The 22,682-nt window shown below is 68.5% G+C and carries 23 protein-coding genes and 2 pseudogenes; 10 read left to right on the forward strand and 15 right to left on the reverse strand.

Going from position 1 to position 22,682, the window contains the following annotated elements:
- Positions 1-61 precede the first annotated feature (61 nt).
- Both ABZX61_RS40955 and ABZX61_RS40960 read right to left on the reverse strand, forming a co-directional pair.
- The gene (locus ABZX61_RS40955) at positions 62-385 is read right to left on the reverse strand and encodes an STAS domain-containing protein (protein WP_355202079.1); all 324 of its coding nucleotides are present in this window, start codon (positions 383-385) and stop codon (positions 62-64) included.
- Between the two features lie 120 nt (positions 386-505).
- Positions 506-1,294 carry a DUF5994 family protein gene (locus ABZX61_RS40960; RefSeq protein WP_355202081.1) on the reverse strand — a complete coding sequence of 263 codons (789 nt, stop codon included), beginning with the start codon at positions 1,292-1,294 and terminating at the stop codon, positions 506-508.
- Between ABZX61_RS40960 and ABZX61_RS40965 the strand changes: the two genes are divergently transcribed.
- Positions 1,254-1,496 carry a hypothetical protein gene (locus ABZX61_RS40965; protein WP_355202677.1) on the forward strand — a complete coding sequence of 81 codons (243 nt, stop codon included), beginning with the start codon at positions 1,254-1,256 and terminating at the stop codon, positions 1,494-1,496. The genes ABZX61_RS40960 and ABZX61_RS40965 overlap by 41 nt on opposite strands.
- 927 nt (positions 1,497-2,423) lie before the next feature.
- Here ABZX61_RS40965 and ABZX61_RS40970 read toward each other — a convergent pair.
- Positions 2,424-2,762 (reverse strand): annotated as a pseudogene (locus tag ABZX61_RS40970) (tyrosine-type recombinase/integrase); the annotation flags it as partial.
- Positions 2,763-2,786: 24 nt separating this feature from the next.
- The gene (locus ABZX61_RS40975) at positions 2,787-3,632 is read right to left on the reverse strand and encodes a hypothetical protein (RefSeq protein ID WP_355202084.1); all 846 of its coding nucleotides are present in this window, start codon (positions 3,630-3,632) and stop codon (positions 2,787-2,789) included.
- A gap of 410 nt (positions 3,633-4,042) precedes the next feature.
- On the opposite strand from ABZX61_RS40975, the gene ABZX61_RS40980 reads away from it, so the two are divergent.
- Complete coding sequence (locus ABZX61_RS40980; protein WP_355202087.1) at positions 4,043-4,195, forward strand: hypothetical protein; 153 nt, start codon at positions 4,043-4,045, stop codon at positions 4,193-4,195.
- Between the two features lie 120 nt (positions 4,196-4,315).
- Entirely contained in the window at positions 4,316-5,167 is an 852-nt protein-coding gene (locus ABZX61_RS40985) for an alpha/beta hydrolase (RefSeq protein WP_355202090.1), read from the forward strand.
- A gap of 144 nt (positions 5,168-5,311) precedes the next feature.
- On the opposite strand, the gene ABZX61_RS40990 is transcribed toward ABZX61_RS40985, so the two are convergent.
- The 7 genes and pseudogenes from ABZX61_RS40990 to ABZX61_RS41020 all read right to left on the reverse strand — a co-directional run bounded on the left by ABZX61_RS40990 (position 5,312) and on the right by ABZX61_RS41020 (position 13,193).
- Positions 5,312-6,046, reverse strand: coding sequence for an LmbU family transcriptional regulator (locus ABZX61_RS40990; RefSeq protein WP_355202092.1), 735 nt, complete (start codon positions 6,044-6,046; stop codon positions 5,312-5,314).
- A 926-nt stretch (positions 6,047-6,972) separates the two neighbouring features.
- A pseudogene (locus tag ABZX61_RS40995) lies at positions 6,973-7,596 on the reverse strand (transposase family protein); the annotation flags it as partial.
- A gap of 231 nt (positions 7,597-7,827) precedes the next feature.
- Positions 7,828-8,940: a nucleotide disphospho-sugar-binding domain-containing protein gene (locus ABZX61_RS41000; RefSeq protein ID WP_355202095.1), complete on the reverse strand. Its 1,113-nt coding sequence runs from the start codon at positions 8,938-8,940 to the stop codon at positions 7,828-7,830.
- Positions 8,941-8,966: 26 nt separating this feature from the next.
- Positions 8,967-10,511, reverse strand: a complete 1,545-nt coding sequence (locus tag ABZX61_RS41005) for an aromatic amino acid ammonia-lyase (protein WP_355202098.1) — start codon at positions 10,509-10,511, stop codon at positions 8,967-8,969.
- Positions 10,508-11,647: a long-chain fatty acid--CoA ligase gene (locus ABZX61_RS41010; protein ID WP_355202101.1), complete on the reverse strand. Its 1,140-nt coding sequence runs from the start codon at positions 11,645-11,647 to the stop codon at positions 10,508-10,510. The genes ABZX61_RS41005 and ABZX61_RS41010 overlap by 4 nt, the downstream gene beginning before the upstream one ends.
- 14 nt (positions 11,648-11,661) lie before the next feature.
- On the reverse strand, positions 11,662-11,895 hold the full coding sequence (locus ABZX61_RS41015) for an acyl carrier protein (RefSeq protein ID WP_354914802.1): 234 nt from the start codon (positions 11,893-11,895) through the stop codon (positions 11,662-11,664).
- A 56-nt stretch (positions 11,896-11,951) separates the two neighbouring features.
- Entirely contained in the window at positions 11,952-13,193 is a 1,242-nt protein-coding gene (locus ABZX61_RS41020; protein WP_355202104.1) for a beta-ketoacyl-[acyl-carrier-protein] synthase family protein, read from the reverse strand.
- A 135-nt stretch (positions 13,194-13,328) separates the two neighbouring features.
- Here ABZX61_RS41020 and ABZX61_RS41025 point away from each other — a divergent pair, with 135 nt between their 5' ends.
- From ABZX61_RS41025 to ABZX61_RS41035, 3 genes are all read left to right on the forward strand, one after another.
- A complete protein-coding gene (locus ABZX61_RS41025) occupies positions 13,329-13,451 on the forward strand; it encodes a hypothetical protein (RefSeq protein ID WP_354914798.1) in 123 nt (40 codons plus the stop codon).
- Positions 13,452-13,500: 49 nt separating this feature from the next.
- The gene (locus ABZX61_RS41030) at positions 13,501-13,632 is read left to right on the forward strand and encodes a hypothetical protein (protein WP_354914796.1); all 132 of its coding nucleotides are present in this window, start codon (positions 13,501-13,503) and stop codon (positions 13,630-13,632) included.
- Between the two features lie 94 nt (positions 13,633-13,726).
- Positions 13,727-14,677 (forward strand): aldo/keto reductase, encoded by a 951-nt coding sequence (locus ABZX61_RS41035; protein ID WP_355202107.1) that lies wholly within the window; start codon positions 13,727-13,729, stop codon positions 14,675-14,677.
- A 27-nt stretch (positions 14,678-14,704) separates the two neighbouring features.
- On the opposite strand, the gene ABZX61_RS41040 is transcribed toward ABZX61_RS41035, so the two are convergent.
- Positions 14,705-16,108, reverse strand: a complete 1,404-nt coding sequence (locus tag ABZX61_RS41040; protein ID WP_355202110.1) for an activator-dependent family glycosyltransferase — start codon at positions 16,106-16,108, stop codon at positions 14,705-14,707.
- On the opposite strand from ABZX61_RS41040, the gene rfbA reads away from it, so the two are divergent.
- Both rfbA and rfbB read left to right on the forward strand, forming a co-directional pair.
- A complete protein-coding gene (rfbA, locus tag ABZX61_RS41045) occupies positions 16,047-16,919 on the forward strand; it encodes a glucose-1-phosphate thymidylyltransferase RfbA (RefSeq protein ID WP_355202113.1) in 873 nt (290 codons plus the stop codon). The genes ABZX61_RS41040 and rfbA overlap by 62 nt on opposite strands.
- 14 nt (positions 16,920-16,933) lie before the next feature.
- Complete coding sequence (gene rfbB, locus ABZX61_RS41050) at positions 16,934-17,914, forward strand: dTDP-glucose 4,6-dehydratase (protein WP_355202116.1); 981 nt, start codon at positions 16,934-16,936, stop codon at positions 17,912-17,914.
- Positions 17,915-17,919: 5 nt separating this feature from the next.
- Here the strand turns inward: rfbB and ABZX61_RS41055 are convergent, their stop codons facing one another.
- The 3 genes from ABZX61_RS41055 to ABZX61_RS41065 are packed head-to-tail and all read right to left on the reverse strand — an operon-like array spanning position 17,920 to position 22,007.
- The gene (locus ABZX61_RS41055) at positions 17,920-19,167 is read right to left on the reverse strand and encodes an activator-dependent family glycosyltransferase (RefSeq protein ID WP_355202119.1); all 1,248 of its coding nucleotides are present in this window, start codon (positions 19,165-19,167) and stop codon (positions 17,920-17,922) included.
- 3 nt (positions 19,168-19,170) lie between these two features.
- Positions 19,171-20,439: an activator-dependent family glycosyltransferase gene (locus tag ABZX61_RS41060; RefSeq protein ID WP_355202122.1), complete on the reverse strand. Its 1,269-nt coding sequence runs from the start codon at positions 20,437-20,439 to the stop codon at positions 19,171-19,173.
- A gap of 2 nt (positions 20,440-20,441) precedes the next feature.
- Positions 20,442-22,007 (reverse strand): activator-dependent family glycosyltransferase, encoded by a 1,566-nt coding sequence (locus ABZX61_RS41065; RefSeq protein WP_355202125.1) that lies wholly within the window; start codon positions 22,005-22,007, stop codon positions 20,442-20,444.
- Here ABZX61_RS41065 and ABZX61_RS41070 point away from each other — a divergent pair.
- Together ABZX61_RS41070 and ABZX61_RS41075 are read left to right on the forward strand one after the other, a co-directional pair.
- Positions 21,925-22,419: a hypothetical protein gene (locus ABZX61_RS41070; protein WP_355202680.1), complete on the forward strand. Its 495-nt coding sequence runs from the start codon at positions 21,925-21,927 to the stop codon at positions 22,417-22,419. The two genes, ABZX61_RS41065 and ABZX61_RS41070, sit on opposite strands and share 83 nt — an antisense overlap.
- A complete protein-coding gene (locus ABZX61_RS41075) occupies positions 22,412-22,681 on the forward strand; it encodes a hypothetical protein (protein WP_355202128.1) in 270 nt (89 codons plus the stop codon). Before ABZX61_RS41070 ends, ABZX61_RS41075 begins: the two co-directional genes overlap by 8 nt.
- The last annotated feature ends 1 nt before the right edge of the window (position 22,682 follow it).

Here is a 22,682-nt window from a genome sequence, read left to right on the forward strand (position 1 = left end):
CTACAGGCGCTGCGCTGGAGATTGAATCGAGTTCTTGAGCCCCACACGGTGCGCACCCCGCTCACGCCACCATCGGTAGGCCGCGGCCCAGGCCGGTGATGCGCAGCAGCCGGGACATGAACGGGCGGGGCGCGGTCAGGGCCACGGTGATGCCCATCGACCGGGCGCGGCGCTGGATGCCGACCAGGACGGCCAAGCCGCCGGCGTCGCAGAACGACACCTTCGACAGGTCGAGGATGAGCAGGCTCGCGCTGTTCTGCAGCGTGCTCATCAGTTGCCGGCGAAGCGCTGCACTGGTGAAGATGTCGATCTCGCCCGACAGGTGGACGGTGGTCGGCGTTGAAGGGTCGACCCCGCCAAGTGGCGCGGTGTCTATGGCGGTCATGGAAGTCTCTCCTTTGGAGAAGCTGAAATGAGATGAGATGCCCTCCGGCTGGAAAGCTGACCCGCCGCCGGGTCTGCCATGGCTGAACCGGCTCGATCAGGTCGGCGGACGGTACGTGGGTTATCCCGGAGCTGATGGCCGTCTGATGGAGTGCCGCGCCTCCTGCCCGCTGACCGAGCCGCTCTCGCTCTCCCAGCGGGCCACCCTGTCGGCTGTCGCGCGGAGAGCGGGATCGGACGGCAGGTGCGCGAGGGCGAAGATGGCATCGTCGGTCAAGTCGGCGGTGTTCTGGGCGGTGAGCTTGAGCGCGTCCTCGGCAGGGCCGACGGCGGTGTCCGGCGGAATGATCAGCAGGGCGACCGGCTCGTCGGAGGCGGAGAACAGAACGATCACGTGAGGGTCGCCATGCCGGAACCCACCGATGCGGACCGTCCGTCCACGTGCCGGGATCCGACGTGGGATGCGCCGCCACGCGTCCCGATGCACGCCTACCAGCAGCGTAGTCCGCTGCAGCCGCTGGTCGACGGTGGCGATGAGATCGGGGAGTTCGGCGGCCGCGTCGCGGGAGTAGGGCCACCAGGCCCCGTTCACCACGGCCGGCCGCTCCAGCACCGGGTGGAGACTCAGCCGTAGCTCAGAATCGACCCGAGGCATCGCGGACGAGGCGGAGCTCAACGGTACAGGCTGAGAAACAAGTGTTGGCGTCATGGTCGTCTGACCTGTCCAGCCCCAAGAGGAGGGCCGCGGTGAGTGGTTCGCCGGGGGCGACGCAGACCTGAATGCCAACGCTCGAAAAGACCTCGGTATCTTCGACACTACCGCGTGCTTCCGAAATTCTGTAATTCCGGAAGCAGCCCGAGTACGTGACGTGCTCGGCACCATCACCCACCGGAGCGCGAACTGGGTCATCCAGGCGATAAAGAATCTGGTGATGGACCTGGACGATGCGGGCGGCCGGGCGCGCTATCTGATCCGAGACCGAGACGGGAACCTCCCTGCCCTCATGGGCTCGACGATCTCGGCCTTGAACTCCGGCGTGAACGAGCGGCGAGGACGCGGCTTCTTCCCCATGCTCTCCATCATGGACATCCTTCCGGGGACGAGCCCCTGATCTCGGATGTCCGTCAAACCGGTTCAAGCCCACCTCCCGCACGTCATCCGTGCCCGGCTTGAACGTCAGCCCAAACAACACCACCCGCGTCCCCACCAGCGTTGCGCCTGCCACAAACCATAGCCATGCACGTCGAGCAGGCCGCGCATCGCATTCGAGATCACTGCAAGTGATCCTGGCTCGCGGACGCAAATCGCCGGCCGGTGACTGCTCGATAGTTGCTCGGACGCGTTCGATCTGCCGTGAGGCTCGAGCCTCATCACGTCATTCTGGCCTGCACAGCCGTGCCGAGTAGGGAACAAATGGCACATAGTGCCGATGGTCAAGAACGCATGGTTGCTCGCGTGTACGCAATACAGCACGGCACATGTCGTCACAGGCCGACACGACAGTGGGGAGAATTCCGGCTACAGCGATACAAAACAACACCCGGCGGACTGGGCGACACCAATCGAGCCGACTCATAATCCGTGGGTCGTGGGTTCAAGTCCCACCCGCCCTACTCTTCAATACCGCGTCCGACCTGGGCTTTCTCGGTTCTCCCCAGCCTTCGATCACGTTGTTGATCATGGTTGGTTGCTCGGTGGTTGCTCTTGTGCACGGACTGTGTATCGCGGTAGATCATTTAGGTGTCCATCGTCAACTCAGACCCCAGTGATGAGCAACAGAAGATCAAGCCAGAAGGTCTACTCCTCATCGCTCGTCAGCGGTGGCCATATGTACGGTCAAGCCTTGTCGAAGTCGGCTCGTCTTGCCCACCAGGCCATTCGCGACCAGCAGATAAAAGATCCGCTGCTTCTCGCAGCGATGCGCTCGACCCGTTTCCGTGCCACTCAGGCTCGATCGGCCGCGCCATCCATAGGGCGGCTGCCGAGGACATAAAGCAGGCCCGCCGGAGGATCGGCGGGCCTGCCTGGGTTCAGTGGTTCAGCTGGTGGCATCTCCGATCTGGGTCGGCAGGGTGATCAGCCGAGCCGTCTGAGCGCCGCTGGCAGCGGTATTGACGAGAGCGGTGGTGGATTCCGCGACGGCCCGGGCCACCCCTGGGTAGACGCTGGTGTAGGTGTCACGGGTGAAGGTGGACGACACGTGGCCGAGGGTCTCCTGCACGACCTTCAGATCGACCCCGGCAGCCAGCATCAGCGAGGCAGCCCCATAGCGCAGGTCATGCAGCCGCACCGGCGGCAGCCCCACCTGGAAGGCCAACTGGTAGAACTGATCGCTGACCTGCTGCGGATGCAGCGGCCGCCCCATCTCGTCGGTGAAGACGAACCCGCTGTCGGTCCAGGCCTACCCCGCGATCAACCGCTCGGCGGCTTGACGCTTGCGATGCGCACGCAGCGCGGTGACGGTGTCCTCATCCGACGCAATGGTGCGGTCGCTGGTCTCGGTCTTCGGCCTGCCCTGCACCGGCTCCCAGCCCAATTGGGTGATCTGCCAATGCACCCCGGCCGTCCCAGCCGTCAGGTCGACGTCCTTCCAGCGCAGCCCGACCGCCTCCCCGCGGCGCGGCCCGCGCAGGACGATCAGCCGGTACAGCGCGGACAGCCGGTGCGTGGCCACCTGGGTGAGGAAGGCGAAGGTGTGTGAGGGCGTCCACACCATCACCGGCGACGGCCTCGGCACGGACGCGTACACGTTGATCATGCTGGCGCGGCTGAGCCGGGCCCCGCGCCGCCGCGCCTCGGCGTCGAGCCGGTGCTGCAGGTCGCGGTTCCAGGCGGCGACCCGTTCGTCGGTCCACACCAGAGCCTTGGGGCGTTCGGCATCGGGGAGTTCGACGACCGCGGCGGGGTTGAAGTCGATCAGCCGGTCCTGCTTGATCGCGATGTTGAGGGCGTGCCGGAGGGTGGCGCGGATGCGGTGCATGGTGGCCGGGCCGACCGGCCGCCGGTATCGGACCTTGGCCCACTCCTCTGGGTCGCCGCTGGTGCGGGCGGTGGTGATGACGTCGTTGAACTCCTCGATCGCATCGAACATGCCCGCGGTATCGGACACCCGCAGCCGATCCAGCTGGACGTCGCCGAGGTAGGGGGTGAAGTACAGGCGGATGTGCGCCTCGTAGGAGCAGCGGGTGGTAGCGTCGATCTTCCGCTTGCGCCGCAGGAACTCCTGCATCCACTCGGCCACGGTCACCGTGGGATTGAGGTCCTGTCGGGTGCGGACCTTGCGCCGTACGGGTGCAGGGTGAGGTGGCGGCCGCTGCGCTGGGCGCTGGTGCATAAGGCCGGACGGGGCAGGGGCGGCAGGTGCTGAGCGGGAAGGCGGCGACGATCATCGGCTGTTCCTTTTGCCGGCAGGGTGTCCAGGAGGTGCTCCTCTGTCCTTGCGGGCAGGTGACCTGCCGGCGTTCCCAGTCGATGGTGAAGGTGGTGCGGTCGTAGCCGTTGTGGGTGCGGGCCTGGACGGAGTTGTCGGTCCGCAATGGGGTGATCAGCGCCATCTGATGCAGCTCACGGGCTTGGACGATCAGTTCGGCGGAGGAGTAGCCGGCATCCAGGTAGTGCTCGGCGGGCAGCAGCCCGCGCCGGGCCAGGTGCTGGTGAATGACCTCGGTCATCGCCGTGTCGGGCACGGTGGCGTCGGTGGTGGCCACATTCGTGATCAGGTTCGGCGGCCTCGTGCCGGCGCCGGTGCTGTCGGTTCCGGCCTGCGCGTCGGCGGCGGGGTGGCGGGTTTCGCTGATGTGCACCTTGTAGCCGTTCCACAGCAGCTCACTGCCCTTGGCCGCCCAGCGGGTGTCGAGGTCGTAAGGGGAGGCCAGCCGGTATCTGCCCGGCGGCAGGCCCTCGCCACCCTGGTGGAGGTCCTTCCGCCGTTTGATCACCTGCCGTCCCCGCCGGTCGCCGGTCCCCGCGGCCATCAAGGCGCGGCTCACGGCGGGGCGACGTCCTCCCGTCCACCTGCTCCTCCACGGCGGGGCCTTCGTGGTACGCCGTCCGGAGCAGGAGGACAACGTCGCCAGGTACCTGGCGAGCGAGGTGGGCTGCTACGTCGTCTTCCCCGATTACGACGTGAGCCCGCAGGTCCGCTTCCCCGTTGCCGAGCAGGAGTGTTACGACGCTTACCTATGGATTCTCGAACAGGCCGGTACGCAGGGCTGGGACGAGAACCGGGTATCGGCCAGCGGGGCCGGCGCGGGCGCGAAGCTCGCGTTGAGCGTGATCGTCCAGGCGCTGCAGGACGGAACGCCCACGCCGGTGGCGGCCAGCCTGGAGTACGGCGCGTCGGACTTCTCCCTGCCCGACGAGAGCCGCACCTCCCCGCGCAAGATCCCGGTCATCGGCCCCTGGATGCTGCGCACGATCCGCGAAACCTACCTCCTGGGCGCCGACCTGACCGACCCGGTCGTGTCACCGGCCAAGTACCCGAAACTGGGAGACTTCCCGCCGTTGCTCGTCCTCACCGGCGGCCTCGGCACCCTCCGCCATGACATGCGAGCGTTCGCCGAGGAGGCGCGCGCGAACGGCGCCGAGGTCAACCACCACGAGTTTGCCGGCTCCGACCACGGGTTCACCCACATCAAGCCTGTGAAGAGCGCCCGCACGGCCATCACGATGATCGGCGACCGCCTCCGCACCGCCTACGACGCGCCCGGTCGCACGGGCGTCGCGGACAACGCGGCCGAGGTCGCCGAGCGGGCCCTGAGCGGTGATCCAGTGACTGGCTGACACTGTCACGATCCGCTCAGGGAGCACACCGCCGCGTGTCACACCCACCAGCCGAAGGACGAGCGGAGACCTGGACCGGCCATCAGTGGTGACCCCGAACCGGCCACTTCGCAGGGGCTTCTACATGGCCACGGACACTCTGTTCTAGGAGCTGCGGATGGAGAGCTTCTCGCGGCCGTCGTCATGGTGCCGCTTGATGATCTCCAGGGCGAACGACTCCGCCACCTGCATGACCCAGTTCGACAGTTCGCAGTCCTCCAGTCGCGCCGCGAGCTGCCAGCGTTCGAGCTGCTCCTGGCTGGGGCTCAACGCCAGCCCGGACGCGTCACCGCGCATCGGGCCCACGGGGCGCGCCTCGGTGGCCTCCTGTTCGTGTTCCTCCTGGTGTTCGGGCGTGCTCGCGCCCCTCAGTTCTCTCCGTAACCGGTTCCTGGACCAGCGGAGCTTCTCCGCCCGGTCCAGCCACAAGTCCTGCTCGGCCTCGCTCATCGCGGCGACCTCGGCGTGATGGGCGAAGCTCAGCTTGTCCCTGCGCCGGGGCAGGCTGAAACGGCGGCTCACCCAGGCGTAGTTGCGCAGCGTCTGATAGTCGAGGGAAGTGCGCTGGATCGCGGTGCGGTATCGGTCGCTGTACTGGCTCTCTCCGTAGACCAGCCAGTCGCCCAGCCACCAGGAGGAAGAGTCGGAGATGAGCGACAGCTGACGCCCGATCCGTTCCCAGCAGTCCAGCGCGATGGGCACAGGAAACTGCAATCCGGTCCTGCGCGGGATGACGGTACGGTCGAGGCCGAGCCTTGGCTGCTCCCCCGACCCTGGTTGGGCGACACGAACTGCCTCGTGTCTTCTCCGACTGGTGAGCGTTTGGCTCTCATCGGTCATCCTTCTTCCTTCTTCCCTTAAGTTCCGCCTTCGCCGAAGCGTCGTTCCCCACGCTCGGCTCAGGTCGTACGACCGGATTTTTCCTGCTCGCCCAGGCGGGCAGGACCTGGCGCAGCCCCGTTCCTCCAGGTTGAAAGCCACAACTGAAACCCCTGACGAATCGAACCGGGTCACCGCCACGCTCACGATCCCCGCCGGCGTGGCGGTGGTGCTGAGAGCGAATCAGGGGAAGGATTCGACACGGTCCGCCGGCGGGAGTGCCGGGACCTGGGCGACTATCGACGTGGCGGCCGTCAGGATCCGGGTGGACAGCGTGTCTGTCCTCGACCGGGAGGCCGAGAAGATCGGGTAACAGTCCTGCGGCCGTCTGCGTGTGTCGCACAGTCATCCCATGCTCTGTTGGGTCGTCAGGGTCGCACAGTCGTTTTCGTTGGACATCAGAAAATGCAGAAGGGCTAGCGCGAAGAACTCTCGTTCCCCCTTACCACCTGCCTGTACACCCGCGGGAAGCCTGCTCGCCCGCGCTTGAGGCGTCAGTATATGCATCGGCGACTATATAAAATCTTAATGCTCGCCCTGAAAGCCGCGCCGGTCGCGGGATTAGCGCCCCATCTCCTTGAGTGCCTGCGGGCAGGAACACCTCCAACGCCGTGCCGCCGCAGTCCGCGCGCACGCCAGGATTCGCGACTGCGGAGGGTCTTCCGGATCTTCAAGGGGGCGTTCGCGCGCTCGCCCGGAGGCCGTGGCCGTCCTTCAGAACCACCGAGTTGCGCAGGCGGCGCGAGGAAGAAAAGCATTCATGGGCTCTTCGTCGAAGCGCTGTCAGCGGGGGATGTCGACGAGCCTTGAATAAGGCGGTGTTGACAGGGGACAGCCAATCCCTTGAAGAGGCGTACAAAAGCGGTACCAATGACCCTTTTTCATCCTCACGCTGCCTGCGGAGCTCGGTGATTCTGAAGGACGGCAATGGCCTTGCAGAGGTGCCGGCCTTGCTCGGGCCGCAGCGTAGCTTGCGGAGGATCTTCCAGCTCTTCAGCTGGGCGTTCGCTCGTTCACCGGGACCCGAAGCCTTGCGTGAGCACGGTTGGCCTGCTTCTGGGATACAGGCTTGTTCTTGCCCTTGTATGGGATGCGGATCGGGCCTTCGGCTCCTTGATACGCCTTGTCGGCCAGGGTGATGATGCCGGCCTGCTGCAGCGCGCGCAGGATGTCCCAGATGCGGGCGGCGCTCAGGTCGTGGGCTTTGCCGGGCAGCGCTCCGGAGGTCCACACGATCGTCCCGTCCAGTGAGGCGATGACCTGCACGTTCATCCCGTGCACGCGATGCTTGCCGGAGAAGTACGGCCGGTCGGCCTTGACCCGGTCGGTGCGGATCAGCGTGCCGTCCAGCACCAGGTAGTGCAGCCCGTCCCGCTTGGCTTTGCGCAGCGCCTGGCCGAGCTTGGGCGGCGGGCCGACAGCAGCGCGACCGTCTCCTCCACATACCGCCACGCGGTCGCCGTCGACACCCCGAACCCGGCTCCGAGCTCGTGGAACGTCTCGCCGAGCTTCTGTACGTCACCAGCCGAACACCAGCATCGCGATCATGCTGTGACCAGGAGTGCTCGCCAAGGAGCCTGAAAAAGGTTCAATGGGGGCAAATCTACGTTTGCCATCTAGAGCATTATTCGGTACGCCTCATCGTCATCGCCATTCCACGCCTATAGTAACGGCCATCCCGGCCGCCGGACCGGCGATTCTCCCGCTCGTCATTCCGCTCTCCGGGATCGACGCGCAGCGGGTCAACGGCGGTCGGTACGCCCCTCCGCCAGCAGCGTGACGACCTCGGCGGGCGCCGGCAGAGCGGCCGCCGACGCCGCGAGTGACACCGCGGCGGTGCGGTAGCCCGCGATCCGGAGCAGTTCCCCGCACGCCTTCACGACCAGGTCAGGCGTGGCTTCGTCCGGCGCCAGGGCCAGTCCCGCGCCGGACCCCGCCACCGCCCGCGCGTTGTCGAACTGGTCGTCCACCTGCGGCAGCACCAGTTGCGGGCAGCCGGCGAGCATCGCGGTCAGCGCCGTTCCCTGCCCGCCGTGGTGGATCGCCACAGCACAGGTGGGCAGCACCGCGCCGAGCGGCATGCGGCCGGCGTACGTGACGGGCAACGGCGGCCAGGTGGCGACCAGCTCGTCATCCGCCGCCACGACCAGCTCGACGTCCAGGCGGCTCAGGCTCTCCAGGAGCGCCACGATCAGCCTGGACGCCGAGTCCCCGCCGAACCTGGGCAGGACGGTGCCGAACGTCAGGCAGATCCGCGGGCGCTCCCCGCGCTCGAAGACCCAGGAGGGAATGGCCGTGTCACCGTGGTGCGGCACGTGCCTGATGCCGAGATGCTGCCTCGCCTGCGGCAGGCGCAGCCCGATCGGCCAGGGGTCCAGCACCGCCACGGGATCGGGCAGGTTCGTCAGATCGCCGCCGAGTACCTCCGCCGCCGCCCGGTTGAGCTCGTACTCGTCGGAGACCGACCAGTGGTAGCGCACTGACGGGACACCTCTCTCGGCGGCGGCCAGCGCCCCGGCGAACTCGGCCCGTTCACTCACCACCAGGTCGGGGCGCCAACGCCGCAGCAGATCGCCCATGCCTTCGCGGCCATCCGCGGCGAGGGCCCCGAAGGCCCGGCCGTGCGCGCTGCGCTGCCGGCCGGGTTCGGACATCACGACCTCGGCCAGGTGCTCGTGGAAGCGGCCCGCGGGCACGCACGCCACCGCCGGCAGGCCGGATCTCAACGCCGCGGGGAGGAGCTCCTCGGTCGAGGCCACCAGCACGTCGTGTCCCGCGGCGCGAAAGGCCCAGGCCAGTGGCACCAGGGGGAGAAAGTGCCCGGCCAGCGGCACCGACGTGAACAGGACACGCATAAAACCTCGCCCAGCTCTCGATCTCGTCAGCGGTCGTCGGCCATAGCGTAACGACCGGTCGCCGTCTCGATGCTCAGCAGCTCCGCCGCGTGCCCGGCGACCAGGTCAGCGGCCAGGCGTACCTCCTTGGTGAGCGGCCGATCAGCAGCGAGAGGCGGGGAGATCCGGGCCAGCTCCGCCCACAGGCCGCCCGTGCCGATCGGCCGGCGCTTGAGCGCGGCGAGCTGGGTCACGCCCACGGCCAGCGAACCCACCACGTGCCAGGCCAGCTCGACCGCGTCGGTAACGGCGTTCGCGCCGTTGAGCGCCATCGGAACGTGATCCTGGTTGCCGCCGTTCGTGGGCAGCGCGGTGAGGGAGGACGGGTAGAGGAGTTGCCTGATGCGCGACACGAACGAGGTCGTGCTGATCTGCACGCCCGCCAGGCCGCTGCCGGCTCCCGGACGGGGGGTGAGCATCAGCGGCAGGCCGCCGTTCGTCGCGGACGCGCAGATGAGGGCGAGCTGGCGTTCGGCGAGGAAGGCGACCTGCTGCAGGCACAGGCCGATCTGGTCGGAGGCCAGCCCGACCGGCATGGCGTGGAAGTTGCCGCCGTGCAGCAGCTCTCCCTGGAAGCAGATGGGATTGTCGGTGCAGCCCGTGGCCTCGCGCAGGAGGATCTGTTCTGTGGCGGCGAGCTGGTCGAGGACCGCGCCCAGGACTTGAGGGGCGCACCGCAGGCTGTACGGCTCCTGGAGCGGGCGGGTCGTGTCACGCGCGAAGCTCGCGGGCACGTCCAGCCTGATCCACTCGGCGGCCCGCGCCTGACCCGCCTGGCCTCGGACGATGCTGATCCCCGGATGGTAGGCCTCCAGGCTCGCGCCCAGAAGGTCCACGATCCGGGCCGTGAGGACGGCCACCGCCCGGCTGAGCCTGGCCACCTGCTGGTGGTTGCTGATCGTGACGGCCAGAGCGACGCTGCCGCCGTTGACGAAGGCGAGCGCCTCGCGCGCCGGCCACTCGACCGCGTGGCCCCCCGCCGCCCGCAGTGCCTCATCCGCCGGCGCCGGCTTCCAGCCGCCGCCCGGCTCCGGGATCCAGGCCTCCCCGTCGCCGGCGAAGCTCAGCGCGGCATGGGCGAGGGGTTGCAGGTCGCCGCTCGCGCTCACGGTGCCGTCGCGTGGGATGGCGGGGGTGAAGCCCTGATTCCACAGATCGGCCAGCACGTGCCAGAATTCCGGCGAGACCGCGGAGTACCCCTGCCGCATGCTCATCAGGCGCAGCCACACCACCAGCCGGCTGATGCCGGGATCCAACGGGCGGCCCTGGCCGGAGGCCAGGTGCGAGATGAGACCCCGGCCCTGCGCGACGGCGGACTCATCGGCGTCGTACACGACGAACGGGCCGAAGCCGCGCGTCACGCCATAGACAGGTTCGTCGGCGACGAGCGCCTTGGCCAGGACGGCGACGCTCTCTCGCATCCGGGTGGCCGTCTCCACGTCGCACGGGGGCAGCTCGGCGTGTCTTCCCGCCGCGGCGAGCACGTCGGCCAGCGACGCGAGGGACGCGCGGCTCCCGTTGACCGCGCTCATGATGTCGCTCCCGCGCTCATCGAGGGAAATGAACTCTTCTTCAGCAACTTGCCCGTCTCCGACCGGTCGATGTGATCCACCAGATGCACCCGGTGCGGTCGCACGCTCAGTGCCGTCAACGCGGCGCGGACGGTGGACTCTGTCAGCGCGACGTGGTCGTTCGGGACGACGAGCATCTCCACGTGTTCCCCAGACATCTCATGTCTGATGGGTAGGAAGGCTATGTCCCGGCAGTCGAGCAGCGCCCTGGCCCGTACCTCGAGTTCGTCGAGATCGACGCGACGGCCGTTGAGGTTGACCAGCCGGCTTCGCCGCCCTGAGAAGACGAAGCCGCGTTCCCCGGACTTGACGACGTAGTCGTCCATCTCCCAGCACTCCAGCCGCTTGCCGTTCGCGCGGTAGGCCAGGCGCGGGCTGCTCACGACCAGCGGCTGCTCCCCCGGCACGTCCAGGCTGAGATCACCGCCGAAACGCACGTCGGGGAAGAGCTCCCAGTCCGGGTCGTCCGGCCGCCATCTGCGGTGGGCCACGCCCCCGGTCTCCGTCGAGCCGAAGATCTCGACCAGGCTCATGCGATCCGCACCGACCTCGCTGACGAATTGCCCCGCGGCCTCGGGCAGGATCGCCGTGCTGTGGAGCACCGACAGCCGGTCGATCCCGGTCAGCCAGCTCGCGTTGCGTCGCAGGATCGAGAACGTCCAGGGCACCGCCACGACCGCCCACCGGCGCGGCCCGGTGGGCGGCATCGCGCCGAAGTACTGTGGCCGGTACCACACGGGCACTCCCAGGAGGGCAGGAAGCAGCACCGTCGCCAGGGCTCCGTACAAATGGCGCGGCGGCGCGAACGACAACAGTCCCTGCGGACGGTCAGCGGCCAGCAGCCCGGCCAGCAAGCCGGCCTCGGTCCACAACTGTTCACGGGTGCGCAGCCAGGTCTGGCTTTCCCCGGTGCTGCCCGAGGTCCCGAACCGGGTGGTGACCGGCAACAGGCTCAGCATGAGCCGTGCGATGTCGGTCCTGGCGAGCACGGGGGCGCCGACCTCGTTCCAGCGGACCGTCCAGGGGATGTCCGTGATTTTCGGATGGTCCAGCCCGAGCCTGAGCAACTCCGTGGGCGTGTATTCGGTGAATGACACGGGAGCCTCCAGCGTCAGAAAAGGTCAAAAAGGTCCTTGACGGTCTTCACGTCCGTCAGTGACTGCTCGGGTACGGCGATTTTCAAGCGGTCTTCCAACACGTAAACGACCTCGACGAGCGACAGCGAGTCCAGGCCGACCTCCTCGATGAGAAGGCTGTCCGGCCGTATGGAGTCTGTTGACACCCCGGCCACCTCATGAAAGGTCCGCACGAGGACTTCAAATTTCTCGGGATCGCTCTCCGGCACTGGTCCCACCTTTCTGTCGAGGGGCGCGAAACATCTACGAACAATTACTTCCTGATTCAACCCCTGTCAACGCCCGCGCCGCTGCCGACGAGCACCGCATTGTGCCCGCCAAAGCCGAATGAATTGCTCACGGCCACGTCCACGCGGCGCGCCTGCGCGTGCTGCGGGACGAAATCCAGCTCCGGGTCCTCCGGATCGTCACAGTTCGCCGTCGGCGGGACGATGCCGGTACGAATGACCTCGAGCATGGCCATGGCCTCGACGGCGCCCGCCGCCGCGAGCATGTGCCCGGTCACGCTCTTCGTCGAACTTATGGGTACGGACGCCGCGCGCTCTCCCAGCACCGCCCGGAGCACCACGATCTCGGTGGCGTCGTTGTGCCTGGTGCTCGTGCCGTGCGCGTTGACGTAGCCCACACTGCGCACGGCGACCCCGGCCTCCGCCAGGGCCGCCCGCATGGCCTCCCGCGCCATCGTGCCCTGCGGGTGCGGCGCCGTCAGATGGTGCGCGTCCGTGGTGGCGCCGTATCCGGCCAACTCGCCGAACACCCTCGCCCCGCGTGCCGCGGCGTGCTCGGCGCTCTCCAGCACGAGGACGCCCGCTCCCGCGCTCATCACGAAGCCGTCGCGGCCCCGGTCGAACGGTCTGCTCGCCGCCTCGGGGTGATCGTTCCTGCGCGACAGCGCGCCGGCGCGGGCGGCCACCGCCAGGTCGAACGCGGTCAGCGTGTCGTCCGCGCCGCCCGCCAGCACCACGTCGGCCCGGCCCTCCCTGATCAGCCTCATCCCCTCGCCTACGCAGGTGGCGCCGGTCGCGCAGGCGGTCGCGACCGTGCTCACGGGCCCCTGCGCGCCGACGAGCAGGGCCACCTCCGAGGCCGGTCCGACGATGCCCGTGGCCGCGAACGTGTAGGGACTGAGGCCCTTGACTCCGTTGCGCGCGAAGGCGCTCCGCGCCTCGGCGGCCCTCTGGCCGTGACCGCCGACCGAGCCGATCACCACGGCCGCGCGCGGGCCCAGCCCGCCCTCCGGCAGACCGGCCTCGTCCAGGGCCGCCCTGGCGGCGGCCAGGGCCAGGTGAACCGTCCTGCCGGTACGGCGGACCAGCGCGGCAGGCAGGTGCTCCATAGGGTCGAACCCGTCGATCTGCCCCCCGATCCGCACGGGCAGACCGGCGACGTCGATTCCGGAAAGCCGCCGAATGCCGCTGCGGCCGGCGCACATGCCCGCCCACGTCTCGGCCCAGGTCAGACCGATCGGCGATATCGCACCGCGCCCGGTGACAACGACTTTCCGCATTTCCGCACCCCTCTTCCAATCCACGGCCGTCCCGCCGGCGGGACATCTCCCAATGGAATATAGGAAGCCCGGAGAATTGTCATCGCCGATTGCGGTCATTACTCTCACCCCAAAGCCCGAAGGAGGTGAAAGGAAATGCGGAATATCACCGTCCAGGAGCCCTCTTGGAACCTCAACGAAAACGAGCAGGCCGGTCGGCACGACTCGGCGGACGCCGTCGAGGCCGCCGAGGTCTCGTACGGATACGCGCGTATCTGATACCGCCTGCCCCGCAATTCCATCTGGTTCAGCCTGAGGAGGTGACAAGATGCGTAATCTGACCATTACCAGCGCCTCATGGACAGCCGACGACAACGACGTTCTGGCCGGTGCTGACAAGCGTGAGTCGTCCGACACGGTCGAGGCCGCGACCGTGGATTACGGCTACGCGCGCATCTAATTGCCGAGGGGTGCGTGGGCCGGCCGCTCAGCGCCGGCCCGCGCACCCCTTCTCTGTTCGCCTCCGTACCCGCTCAGCCTCTCTGGGAGGTGCCATGCGCACGACAGTCCTGCCCGACGGAGTGGAAGTCGGCCGCATCGGGCTCGGCTGCATGTCCATGTCGCATGCCTACAGCCCGCACGAACGGGACGACGCTGAGTCCGTCAGCGTGCTCAACCACGCGGTCGACCTCGGGGTCACGCTCTTCGACACCGCCGACATCTACGGGCCGTACACCAACGAGGAACTCATCGGGCGCGCCCTGCGCACGCGCCGCGACGAGGTCGTCCTGGCCACCAAGTGCGGCCTGGTCTCCGGTCCCCGGGGCGTCCTGCGCAGGAACGGCACCCCGGAACACATTCGCTCCGCGTGTGACGCCTCGCTGGCCAGGCTGCGCACCGATCGCATCGACCTGCTCCAGTTGCACCGCATCGATCCCGCCGTACCCCTGTCCGAGACATGGGGTGCGATGGCCAAGCTGGTCGCGGAGGGAAAGGTCGTCCGCCTCGGGATCTCGCACGCCACCGTCGAGGAACTCGACGAGGCGCACGCCATCCACCCCGTCTCGGCCGTCCAGTACGAGCTGTCGATCTGGGCCGACTACACGCTGCGCGACGTGATCCCCTGGTGCCGCGGGCACGAAGCGGCCTTTCTCGCCTTCGCCTGCATCGGACGCGGGTACCTCAGCGGCAGGCTCCCGCCCGCGGCCTTCTCCGGCGACGACTCGCGCTCCCGTGACCCGCGCTTCACCGTGGAGGCGATGACCGCGAACGAGAGGATCCTGACGACCGTCCGCGCGGTCGCCCGCCGGCTGGACGCCACTCCGGCGCAGGTCGCGATCGCCTGGGTGCTCGCTCAGGGAAAGGACGTCATCCCGATCCCCGGCACCAAGAAGATGCGCTGGTTGCGGGAGAACGTGGCGGCGGCCGAGCTGGAACTCGGTCCCGACGATCTGCGGGAGCTCGCGGCGGTGCCCCGCCCGGCCGGCCATCGCCGCTGGAGCTGACCGGCCCCGGCCGGCGAGATCTCGGGGTCACGAGCCGAACCCGGCCGCCAGCGCGGTCACCTCGGCGGCCACCGCGGCGGGCGCCGGCATCGCCCTCATCTGCTCCCGCACCCCCGCAGCCCCCGCCACGAACACCGGGTCCTCAATGAGGCGCCGCACGCACTCCCGGAGCCGCTCGACGCCGACCTCGTCCAGCGGCAGGCACAACCCCGCGCTCTGCCCGGCCAGCCGCCGCCCGCGCATCGGGGCGTCGAACTGCTGAGCCAGCACGAGCTGAGGCACGCCGCACAGCGCCGCGGTGCTCATGGTGCCCCACCCCCCGTGATGGACCACCGCCGCCACCGTACCCATCAGGGCGTGCAACGGGACGTGCGGCACGATCCTGGCGTTGGCCGGCGGCGCTCCCAGCCCTTCCCGCTCCGCCTGCGGCACCGTGGCCACGACCTCCACCTCGAAGTCGGCCAGCGCGTCGAGCACCTGGCGCACGGAGATCGGGGAACCGCCCAGCCGCTCGGCGTTCATGGTGCCGAGGGTCACGCACACGCGGGGCCGCTCGGGGCGCCGCCACAACCAGCGGGGCACGACGGCCACGCCGTTGTAGGGCACGTACCGCATGGGCAGGCGGCGCAGGCCGGTCTCCATGCGCATGAAGGGGGGAAGCTGGTCGACGGTGAAGTGCCCGGTCGTCATCTCCTCGGCGAAAGGCACCCCCGCCCGGTGCGCGCACAGGCCCAGCCAGGAGGCCAGCGGATCGTCCCGCTCCTCCGGCGGCTGCCGCTCCAGCAGGGTGAGGAACTCCCGGCGGGCCGCTCCGTACAGGTCGAGGCCGCACAGGATCCGCGCGTGCGCCGCGCCCACGGCGGAGGCCGCGATCGCCGCGCTGAACGTACCCGCGTCCCACATCACCAGTCGCGGACGCCAGTGCCGGGCGAACGCGGTCAGCTCACCGGCCATGGCGTCGTTCACCAGCCGCCACCACCACTTCACCACCTGCTCGTAACCGTGGCGGAAGGCCGGGTACACCCGTTCCCGCCGTGGGGCGGACAGGAGGTCGAATGGCGGGAACAGCTCCGTCCGAGCCGATTTCCACGCCTCCGCATGAAGCTGGAGAACGCGCCACAGATTACTGTCGCGGCCCACCGCGACAGCCGTGAGACCGGCGCCCGATATAACGCCCGACATTGACGCCTGACTGGCCACCACGACCTCGTGACCGGCCGCTTCCAGCGCCCTGGCCAGCGGCACCATGGCATGGAAATGAGTACGCTCCGCATAAGTGGCGAACAAAATTCTCATGACACCTCCCGAAAGTTTCGCGACAGCCTTACGATAGGGCCCCATCCAATATCTACCGTTAATGGACGGCGCCATGAAGGGAATTCTTCTGGCCGGCGGCAGCGGAACGCGTTTGCAGCCGCTCACTCTGGCCATGTCGAAACAGCTCTTACCTGTCTACGACAAACCAATGATCTATTATCCGTTGGCCACCCTGATGCTGGCCGGCGTCCACGACATACTGATCATCTCCACCCCCGAGTCGTTGCCCGACATCCAGCGGCTCTTCGGTGACGGCTCCCATCTGGGGTTGTCGATCGGCTACCGAGCCCAGCCCGAGCCGCGGGGCATCGCGGAGGCCTATCTCCTGGGCGCCGCCCACGTGGCGGGACAGCCCTCGGCCCTCATCCTCGGGGACAACTTCTTCCACGGCTCGGGGTTCCGCAAGCTGCTGCTGCGGGGATGGGAGAGCCTCGACGGCTGCACGCTGTTCAGCTATCCCGTCACCGACCCGGAGCGCTACGCCGTCGGCGAGCTGGACGCGCACGGCAATCTCGTCTCCATCGAGGAGAAACCGGTCCGGCCGCTGTCCAGCAATGCCATCACCGGGCTCTACTTCTACGGGTCCGACGTCGTGGACATAGCTCGCGAGCTGCATCCGTCGGCACGCGGTGAATTGGAGATCACCGACATCAACCGGATCTATCTGAAAGACGGCCGGGCCAAGGTGATGGAGCTCGGCCGCGGATTCACGTGGATAGACGCGGGCACCCAGCTTTCGCTGCTGGAGGCGAGCGAATACGTCCGCATCATGGAGAGCCGCCAGGGCGTGCGAGTGGCCTGCATCGAGGAGATCGCGCTGCGCATGGGTCTTATCGACGCGGATTCCTGTTATCGCCTGGGAGCGGAAATGCCTAATTCCGAGTACGGCAGATATGTGATGAGCATCGCTGGCTCGATCGCGTGATCGGAGGATCTGGCATGCGTTATCTCATCACCGGGGGCGCGGGCTTCATCGGCTCCCATTTCGTCCGCCGGCTGCTGTCGGACGGCTACCCCTGGCTGCCCGGGGGCGAGGTCGTGGTCGTCGACCGGCTCACCTACGCCGGCAACCTGGCCAACCTCGCTCCCGTCATCGACGACCCCCGGCTCGAGTTCGCGGAAGGCGACCTCTGCGACCTCGCACTGGTGGACAAGGTCATGCACGGCGTGCGCACGGTCGTGCACTTCGCCGCCGAATCCCACGTCGACCGCTCGATCGACGGCGGGCTGGAGTTCGTCAGGACCAACGTCCTGGGCGGCTACACGCTCTTCGACGCCGCGCGCCGGCACGGGGTGGACACCTGCGTGAGCGTCTCGACCGACGAGGTGTACGGATCGATCGACGCCGGCTCCTGGCCGGAGGACCATCCGCTCGATCCCACCTCGCCGTACTCGGCCTCGAAGGCCGCCGGCGACCTGCTCGCCCGCGCCCTGTTCCACACCCACGGCTTCCCCGTGACGATCGTGCGGTCGTCCAACAACTACGGGCCCTACCAGCACCCGGAAAAGCTGATCCCGCTGTTCGTCACCAACCTGCTGGACGGGCGGAAAGTGCCCCTGTACGGCGACGGCGGCAACGTCAGAGAGTGGACGTTCGTCGATGATCACTGCCGGGCGATCGCGCTGGCGGCGCACCGTGGGCGAGCCGGCCACGTCTACAACGTCGGCAGCGGTCACACGATGACGAACCGCGAGGTCACCGACCTGCTGCTGCGGCTCCTGGATCACGACCGCTCCATGGTCGAGTACGTCGAGGACCGCAAGAGCCACGACAGGCGGTACTCGCTCGACTCCGGGAAGATCGCCGCGGAGCTGGGGTTCAGGCCGGCGACGTCCTTCGCCGACGGCCTCGCCCAGACCGTCCGGTGGTATTCCGAGAACCGCGCCTGGTGGGCTCCGTTGAAGAGCGCACCCCGATGACGTGATCAGAGACCTTCCAGCTCCGCCACCACCTCGGCCGGGGACGGCATGGAGCGCATCTCCTCGCGCAGGCGTGCCGCGCCCCGCCGGAAGGACGGATCCTCCAGCAGCCTGCGCACGCAGTCGCGTACCCGGTCACCCTCCAGGTTCTCCGGCTCCAGCACCAGCCCGGCCCCCTGGGCGGCGACCGACCGGGCCAGCAACGGCCCGTCGAACTCCCGCTGCGCCAGGGCGAGCTGGGGCACGCCGCAGTACGCGGTGGTGCACACCGTCCCCCATCCAGCGTGGTGGATCACCGCGGAACTGCCGGACACCAGGGCGCGCAGCGGCACCCACCCGACGGCCGTGACGTTCGCCGGCACCTTCCGGTGGTGGTGTGCCGGCAGCGTCGTGACGACATCCGCGTCGAGGCCGGCCAGCGCCGACAGTAGCTCATCCAGCGGCAGGCTCGACCGGCCGTGCAACTGGCCGTCCGTGATGCCCAGCGTGACGCAGACGCGGGGACGCTCCGGCCGCCGCCACAACCACCGGGGCAGGACGCTGGGACCGTGGTAGGGGACGTAACGCATGGACAGGCAGGGCAACCCGGGTTCCATCCGGATGGACGGGGGTGTCTGGTCCACGGTGAGCCGACCGGAGAGCAGCTCCTCGGTGAAGGTGACCCCGTACCGGGCGCCCCACCGCTCCATCAGCTCCGCGAGCGGGTCGGCCCGATCCTCCACGGGCCGGGTCCCGCGCAGTTCGGTGAAGCTCGCCCGCAGGTGGCCGAACAGGTCGGCGCTCCACAGCAGCCGCACCTGCGCGGCGCCCACCGCCGCCGCAGCCAGCGGCGCGGCCAGCGTGATCGGCTCCCAGATCACCAGGTCGGGCCGCCAGAAGCGGCAGAACTCCACGAGATCGGCCAGCATCGGCTCGTTGACCAGCCTGAAGAGCCACGGCACGGCGAAATCGCGGTAGCCCGCCGACAGCGCCTCCCAGGTGACGCTCTCCGGCGGGCCCTGCGCGAGATCGAACGGCGGCATCCCGGCGTTCCTGAGCCGGCCGGCGATGTCGGGGCGAGCGCCCAGCACGCGCCTGACGATATGGTCGCGGCCGACGGGCACGGCGGTCAGCCCGCCGGCGGCGATGTCGCCGGCGAGCGCGGGCTGGCTGGCCACGCGGACCTCGTGCCCCGCCGCCGCCAGCGCCTGCGCGAGCGGCACCATGGGCAGCAGGTGCGATCTCGCCGCGTACGCAGCCAACAACACCCGCATGTCTCAGCTCCGCCGCTCCGCCGCCAGCCGCTCCAGCTCCGGGACGATCTCGGACGGGGACGGCATGGCCAGCATCTCGTCACGCAGCCCAGCGGCTTCCCGGGCGAAGGCGGGCTCCTCCAGCAGCCGTACCACGTGCTCGCACACGTTCGCGCCCGTCGCCTGCGACTCATGCATCTGCAGCGCCCCGCCCCTGGCCGCCAGCCTCCGCGCCAGCGGGGGCGCGTCGAACTGCTGCGCCAGTACAAGCTGCGGAACCCCGTTGATCCCTGACGTGGACGCCGATCCCCACCCGCCGTGGTGGATCACCACCTCGCACGTGGCCGCCAGCGCGTGCAGCGGCGCGAACTCCACCAGCCGCACGTTGGGCGGCAGTGTCCCGAGTCCCGCCCGCTCCCGTTCCGGCACGGTGGCCACGACCTCGACGTCCAGCTCGGCCAGCGAGCCCAGGATGTCCTCGACGGGGGCCGAGTAGCCCCCCATACGCTCGGAGGAGCTCGTACCAAGGGTGAGGCAGACGCGGCGGCGCTCGGCCGGCTCCCACAGCCAGCGCGGCACCACCGATCGCCCGTTGTAGGGCGCGTACCGCATCGACCGGATCGGGAGCCCCGTGGGCAGCCGCACGGACTCGGGCAGCTGGTCGAGCGTCACCCGACCGCAGGTCATCTCCTCGTCGAAGGTGGCGCCGTACTTCCTGGCCCAGCGTCCCAGCCAGTCGGCGAGCGGATCCGTCCGGCTGCCTTCCGGCTGGGCGTCGCGCAGCCGGACGAAGAGCTGCCGCATGTAGCCGAACATGTCCGACCCCCACAGCGCCCGCACGCCGGCGACCCCGGTGACCCGGGCGGCCACCGCCCCCGCGTACGTGCCCGGCTCCCAGATCACCAGGTCCGGCTGCCAGCACCGGCAGAACTCCACCAGGTCCGGGATCATCGGATCGTTCACCAGCCGCCACCACCAGGGCACGATGCTGGAGTAGCCCTCGGCCAGGTCGTCCCAGGTAATGTTCTCCATGGGCTCGTCCGTGCGGTCGAACGGCGGGCATCCCATGGTGCGTAAATTGGCGAAGACGTCCTCGCGGGCCTGTACGAGCCGCCAGACCACGTGGTCCTTGCCGACGGCCACGGCCGGCAGTCCGGTGTCCATGATGAACTCGGCCTGGCTCGGCTGGCTGGCCACGCGGACCTCATGCCCCGCGGCGATGAGCGCCTGGGCCAGGGGGACCATGCAGAACAGGTGGGTGCGCTCCGAGTAGTACGTCATCAGTACGCGCATCGTCAGCTCCTGTGCACGGCGGTGAGCCGTTCCAGCTCGGGGACGAGCGCGGCGGGGGTGGGCATGGCCGTCAACTGGTCGCGGAACGAGGCGGCGCCGGCCTTGAGCGAGGCGTCGGTGAGCAGGCGCTGGGCCATTTCCCTCAGACCGTCCGGAGTGACGTCCGTGGCCCCCATGGTCAGCGCGCCGCCCTGCTCCGCGAGCTTGCGTCCCAGCAGCGGCTCGTCGAACTGGTGGGTGAGGGTGAGCTGCGGCAGACCGGCCATGGCGCTGGTCAGCACGGTTCCCCACCCGCCGTGGCTGATCACGCCCGCGCAGGTGGAGGCGAGCGCGCGCAGCGGCACGTACTCCTCCACACGCACATTGGGCGGCAGCGGCCCGAGCTTGTCCCGCTCCTGGGCCGGCAGGGTCGCCACGATCTGCGCGTCGAGGTCCGCCAGCGCGCCAAGCAGGTCGCCCACGCGCACGACGTACCCGCCTGTACGCTCGACGGCGCTGGTGCCGAGGGTGAAGGCGAGCCTGGGCCTCTCAGGTGGCTCCCACAACCAGCGGGGCACCACCGATCGCCCGTTGTAGGGCACGTAGCGCATGGGGACATACGTCACGTCCGTATCCAGCCGTACGGACGGGGGCAACTGGTCGATCGTGAACTGGCCCGAGGTCATCTCCTCGCGGAACCCGCCGCCGTACTTGGCGGCCACCATGTCGAGCCAGCCCGCCAGCACGTCCTCCGTGCCGTCCGGCTGCTGCCCGGCACGCAGCCGCAGGTAGTGGCCGCGCAAGTGGGCGAACACGTCCAGGCCCCAGAGCATGCGCGCGTGCGCGGCGCCGACCAGCGTGGCCGCGACCGGAGCGGCGTAGGTCACCGGTTCCCAGATCACCAGGTCCGGCCGCCAGAACCGGCAGAACTCCACCAGGTCCTCGATCATCGGATCGTTGACCAGCCGCCACCACCAGCGAACCGTCTCGTAGTAGCCTTCCTGCAACTCCGCCGCGGAGATCTTCTCGACCGGCTCCCCCACCAGATGGAACGGGGGCGCGGTCCGCGAGTTCCTTACGTTCTCCCGGCCCTCGAACGTGTAGAGGATGCGGTACAACTCGCTGTTCGTGCCGACGGGAACGGCCGTAAGGCCGGCACTCGTGATGACGTCGGCCATCGCCGGTTCACTCGCCACCCGGACCTCGTGGCCCGCCGCGAAGAAGGCACAAGCGAGTTGCACCATGCTAAAGAACTGAGTTTTTTCTCCATAAGACGCGAATAACACCCGCATGCCGAGCACGGTAGCAGCAATGGGGTTTCGCGGCCCATTTTTGACGGGCGACCAGTTGATGCGAATACTGGTCAGAAACGTCGGCCGAAGTCGATTTGGCACGACAACTGTCCCGCCGGCGGGACGTGAATCGAGGTGGCCATCAATGTTCTTCCCGCTCATCAAATCATCCGGCGTCGAACTGCGGCCGATCTCAGCGGATGACGGAAAAAAGGTGTACGAACTGCTGGTCCGATTCGGGTCCGGGGTGCTGCCGACGCTGGAGACGTTCCTCGACGGCTTCGGGCACGGCGCCATGGCACAGTTCCTCGTCCACGGCGCCGGCGAGGCCGGCCCCGTCGGCGTGGCCACGTTGCGCGACTTCAACCCGGCCGGTCACGTCGCCGCCGAGCTCAAGCTGGGTTCCGCTTCCGGGCCAGGTCAAGAGACGGTGGCCCTGGTGGTCAACTACGCCTTCGCCATGTGGAACCTGCGGAAGATCTACCTGCACGCGGCCGAGGACGAGCACGACGTCCTGGGGCTGACCGGGCCGCTGTTGCAGCCGCTGCTCGATCGGGAGGCGTTGCTCCCCCGGCATGTCTTCGCCCGCGGCAGGCACCAGGACCTGAGCATTTACGCGATTCACCGTAATACCTGGGAGAAGCACGCCGCGAACGTCCTGGAGGCGCTCGCGCCAGCTCAAGAAAGGGAACACGAACACGATGCCTGACGTCATTCTGGACAAACACGAAGTGCATCTGCTCATCCTGGCGACCGCCGAGGCGTATCGGGAGGAGCTGCCCGACCTGCCCGACCAGATCGAGCTTACCGACCTCGATTCGTTCACCCTAGTCCAGCTCATTCTCAACATTGAGGACAGCCTGGGGATCGTCGTGCTCGAGAAGGTTCCCGAATTCAAGGGCGAGACGTTTCTCGAGTTGGCCGGCTTCCTCGTCGAGATGGCCGCCGACGACCAGCCAGAGCCGCGGTAGG

It is taken from the genome of Nonomuraea sp. NPDC003709, from assembly GCF_040610775.1.
Lineage (GTDB): Bacteria > Actinomycetota > Actinomycetes > Streptosporangiales > Streptosporangiaceae > Nonomuraea > Nonomuraea angiospora_A.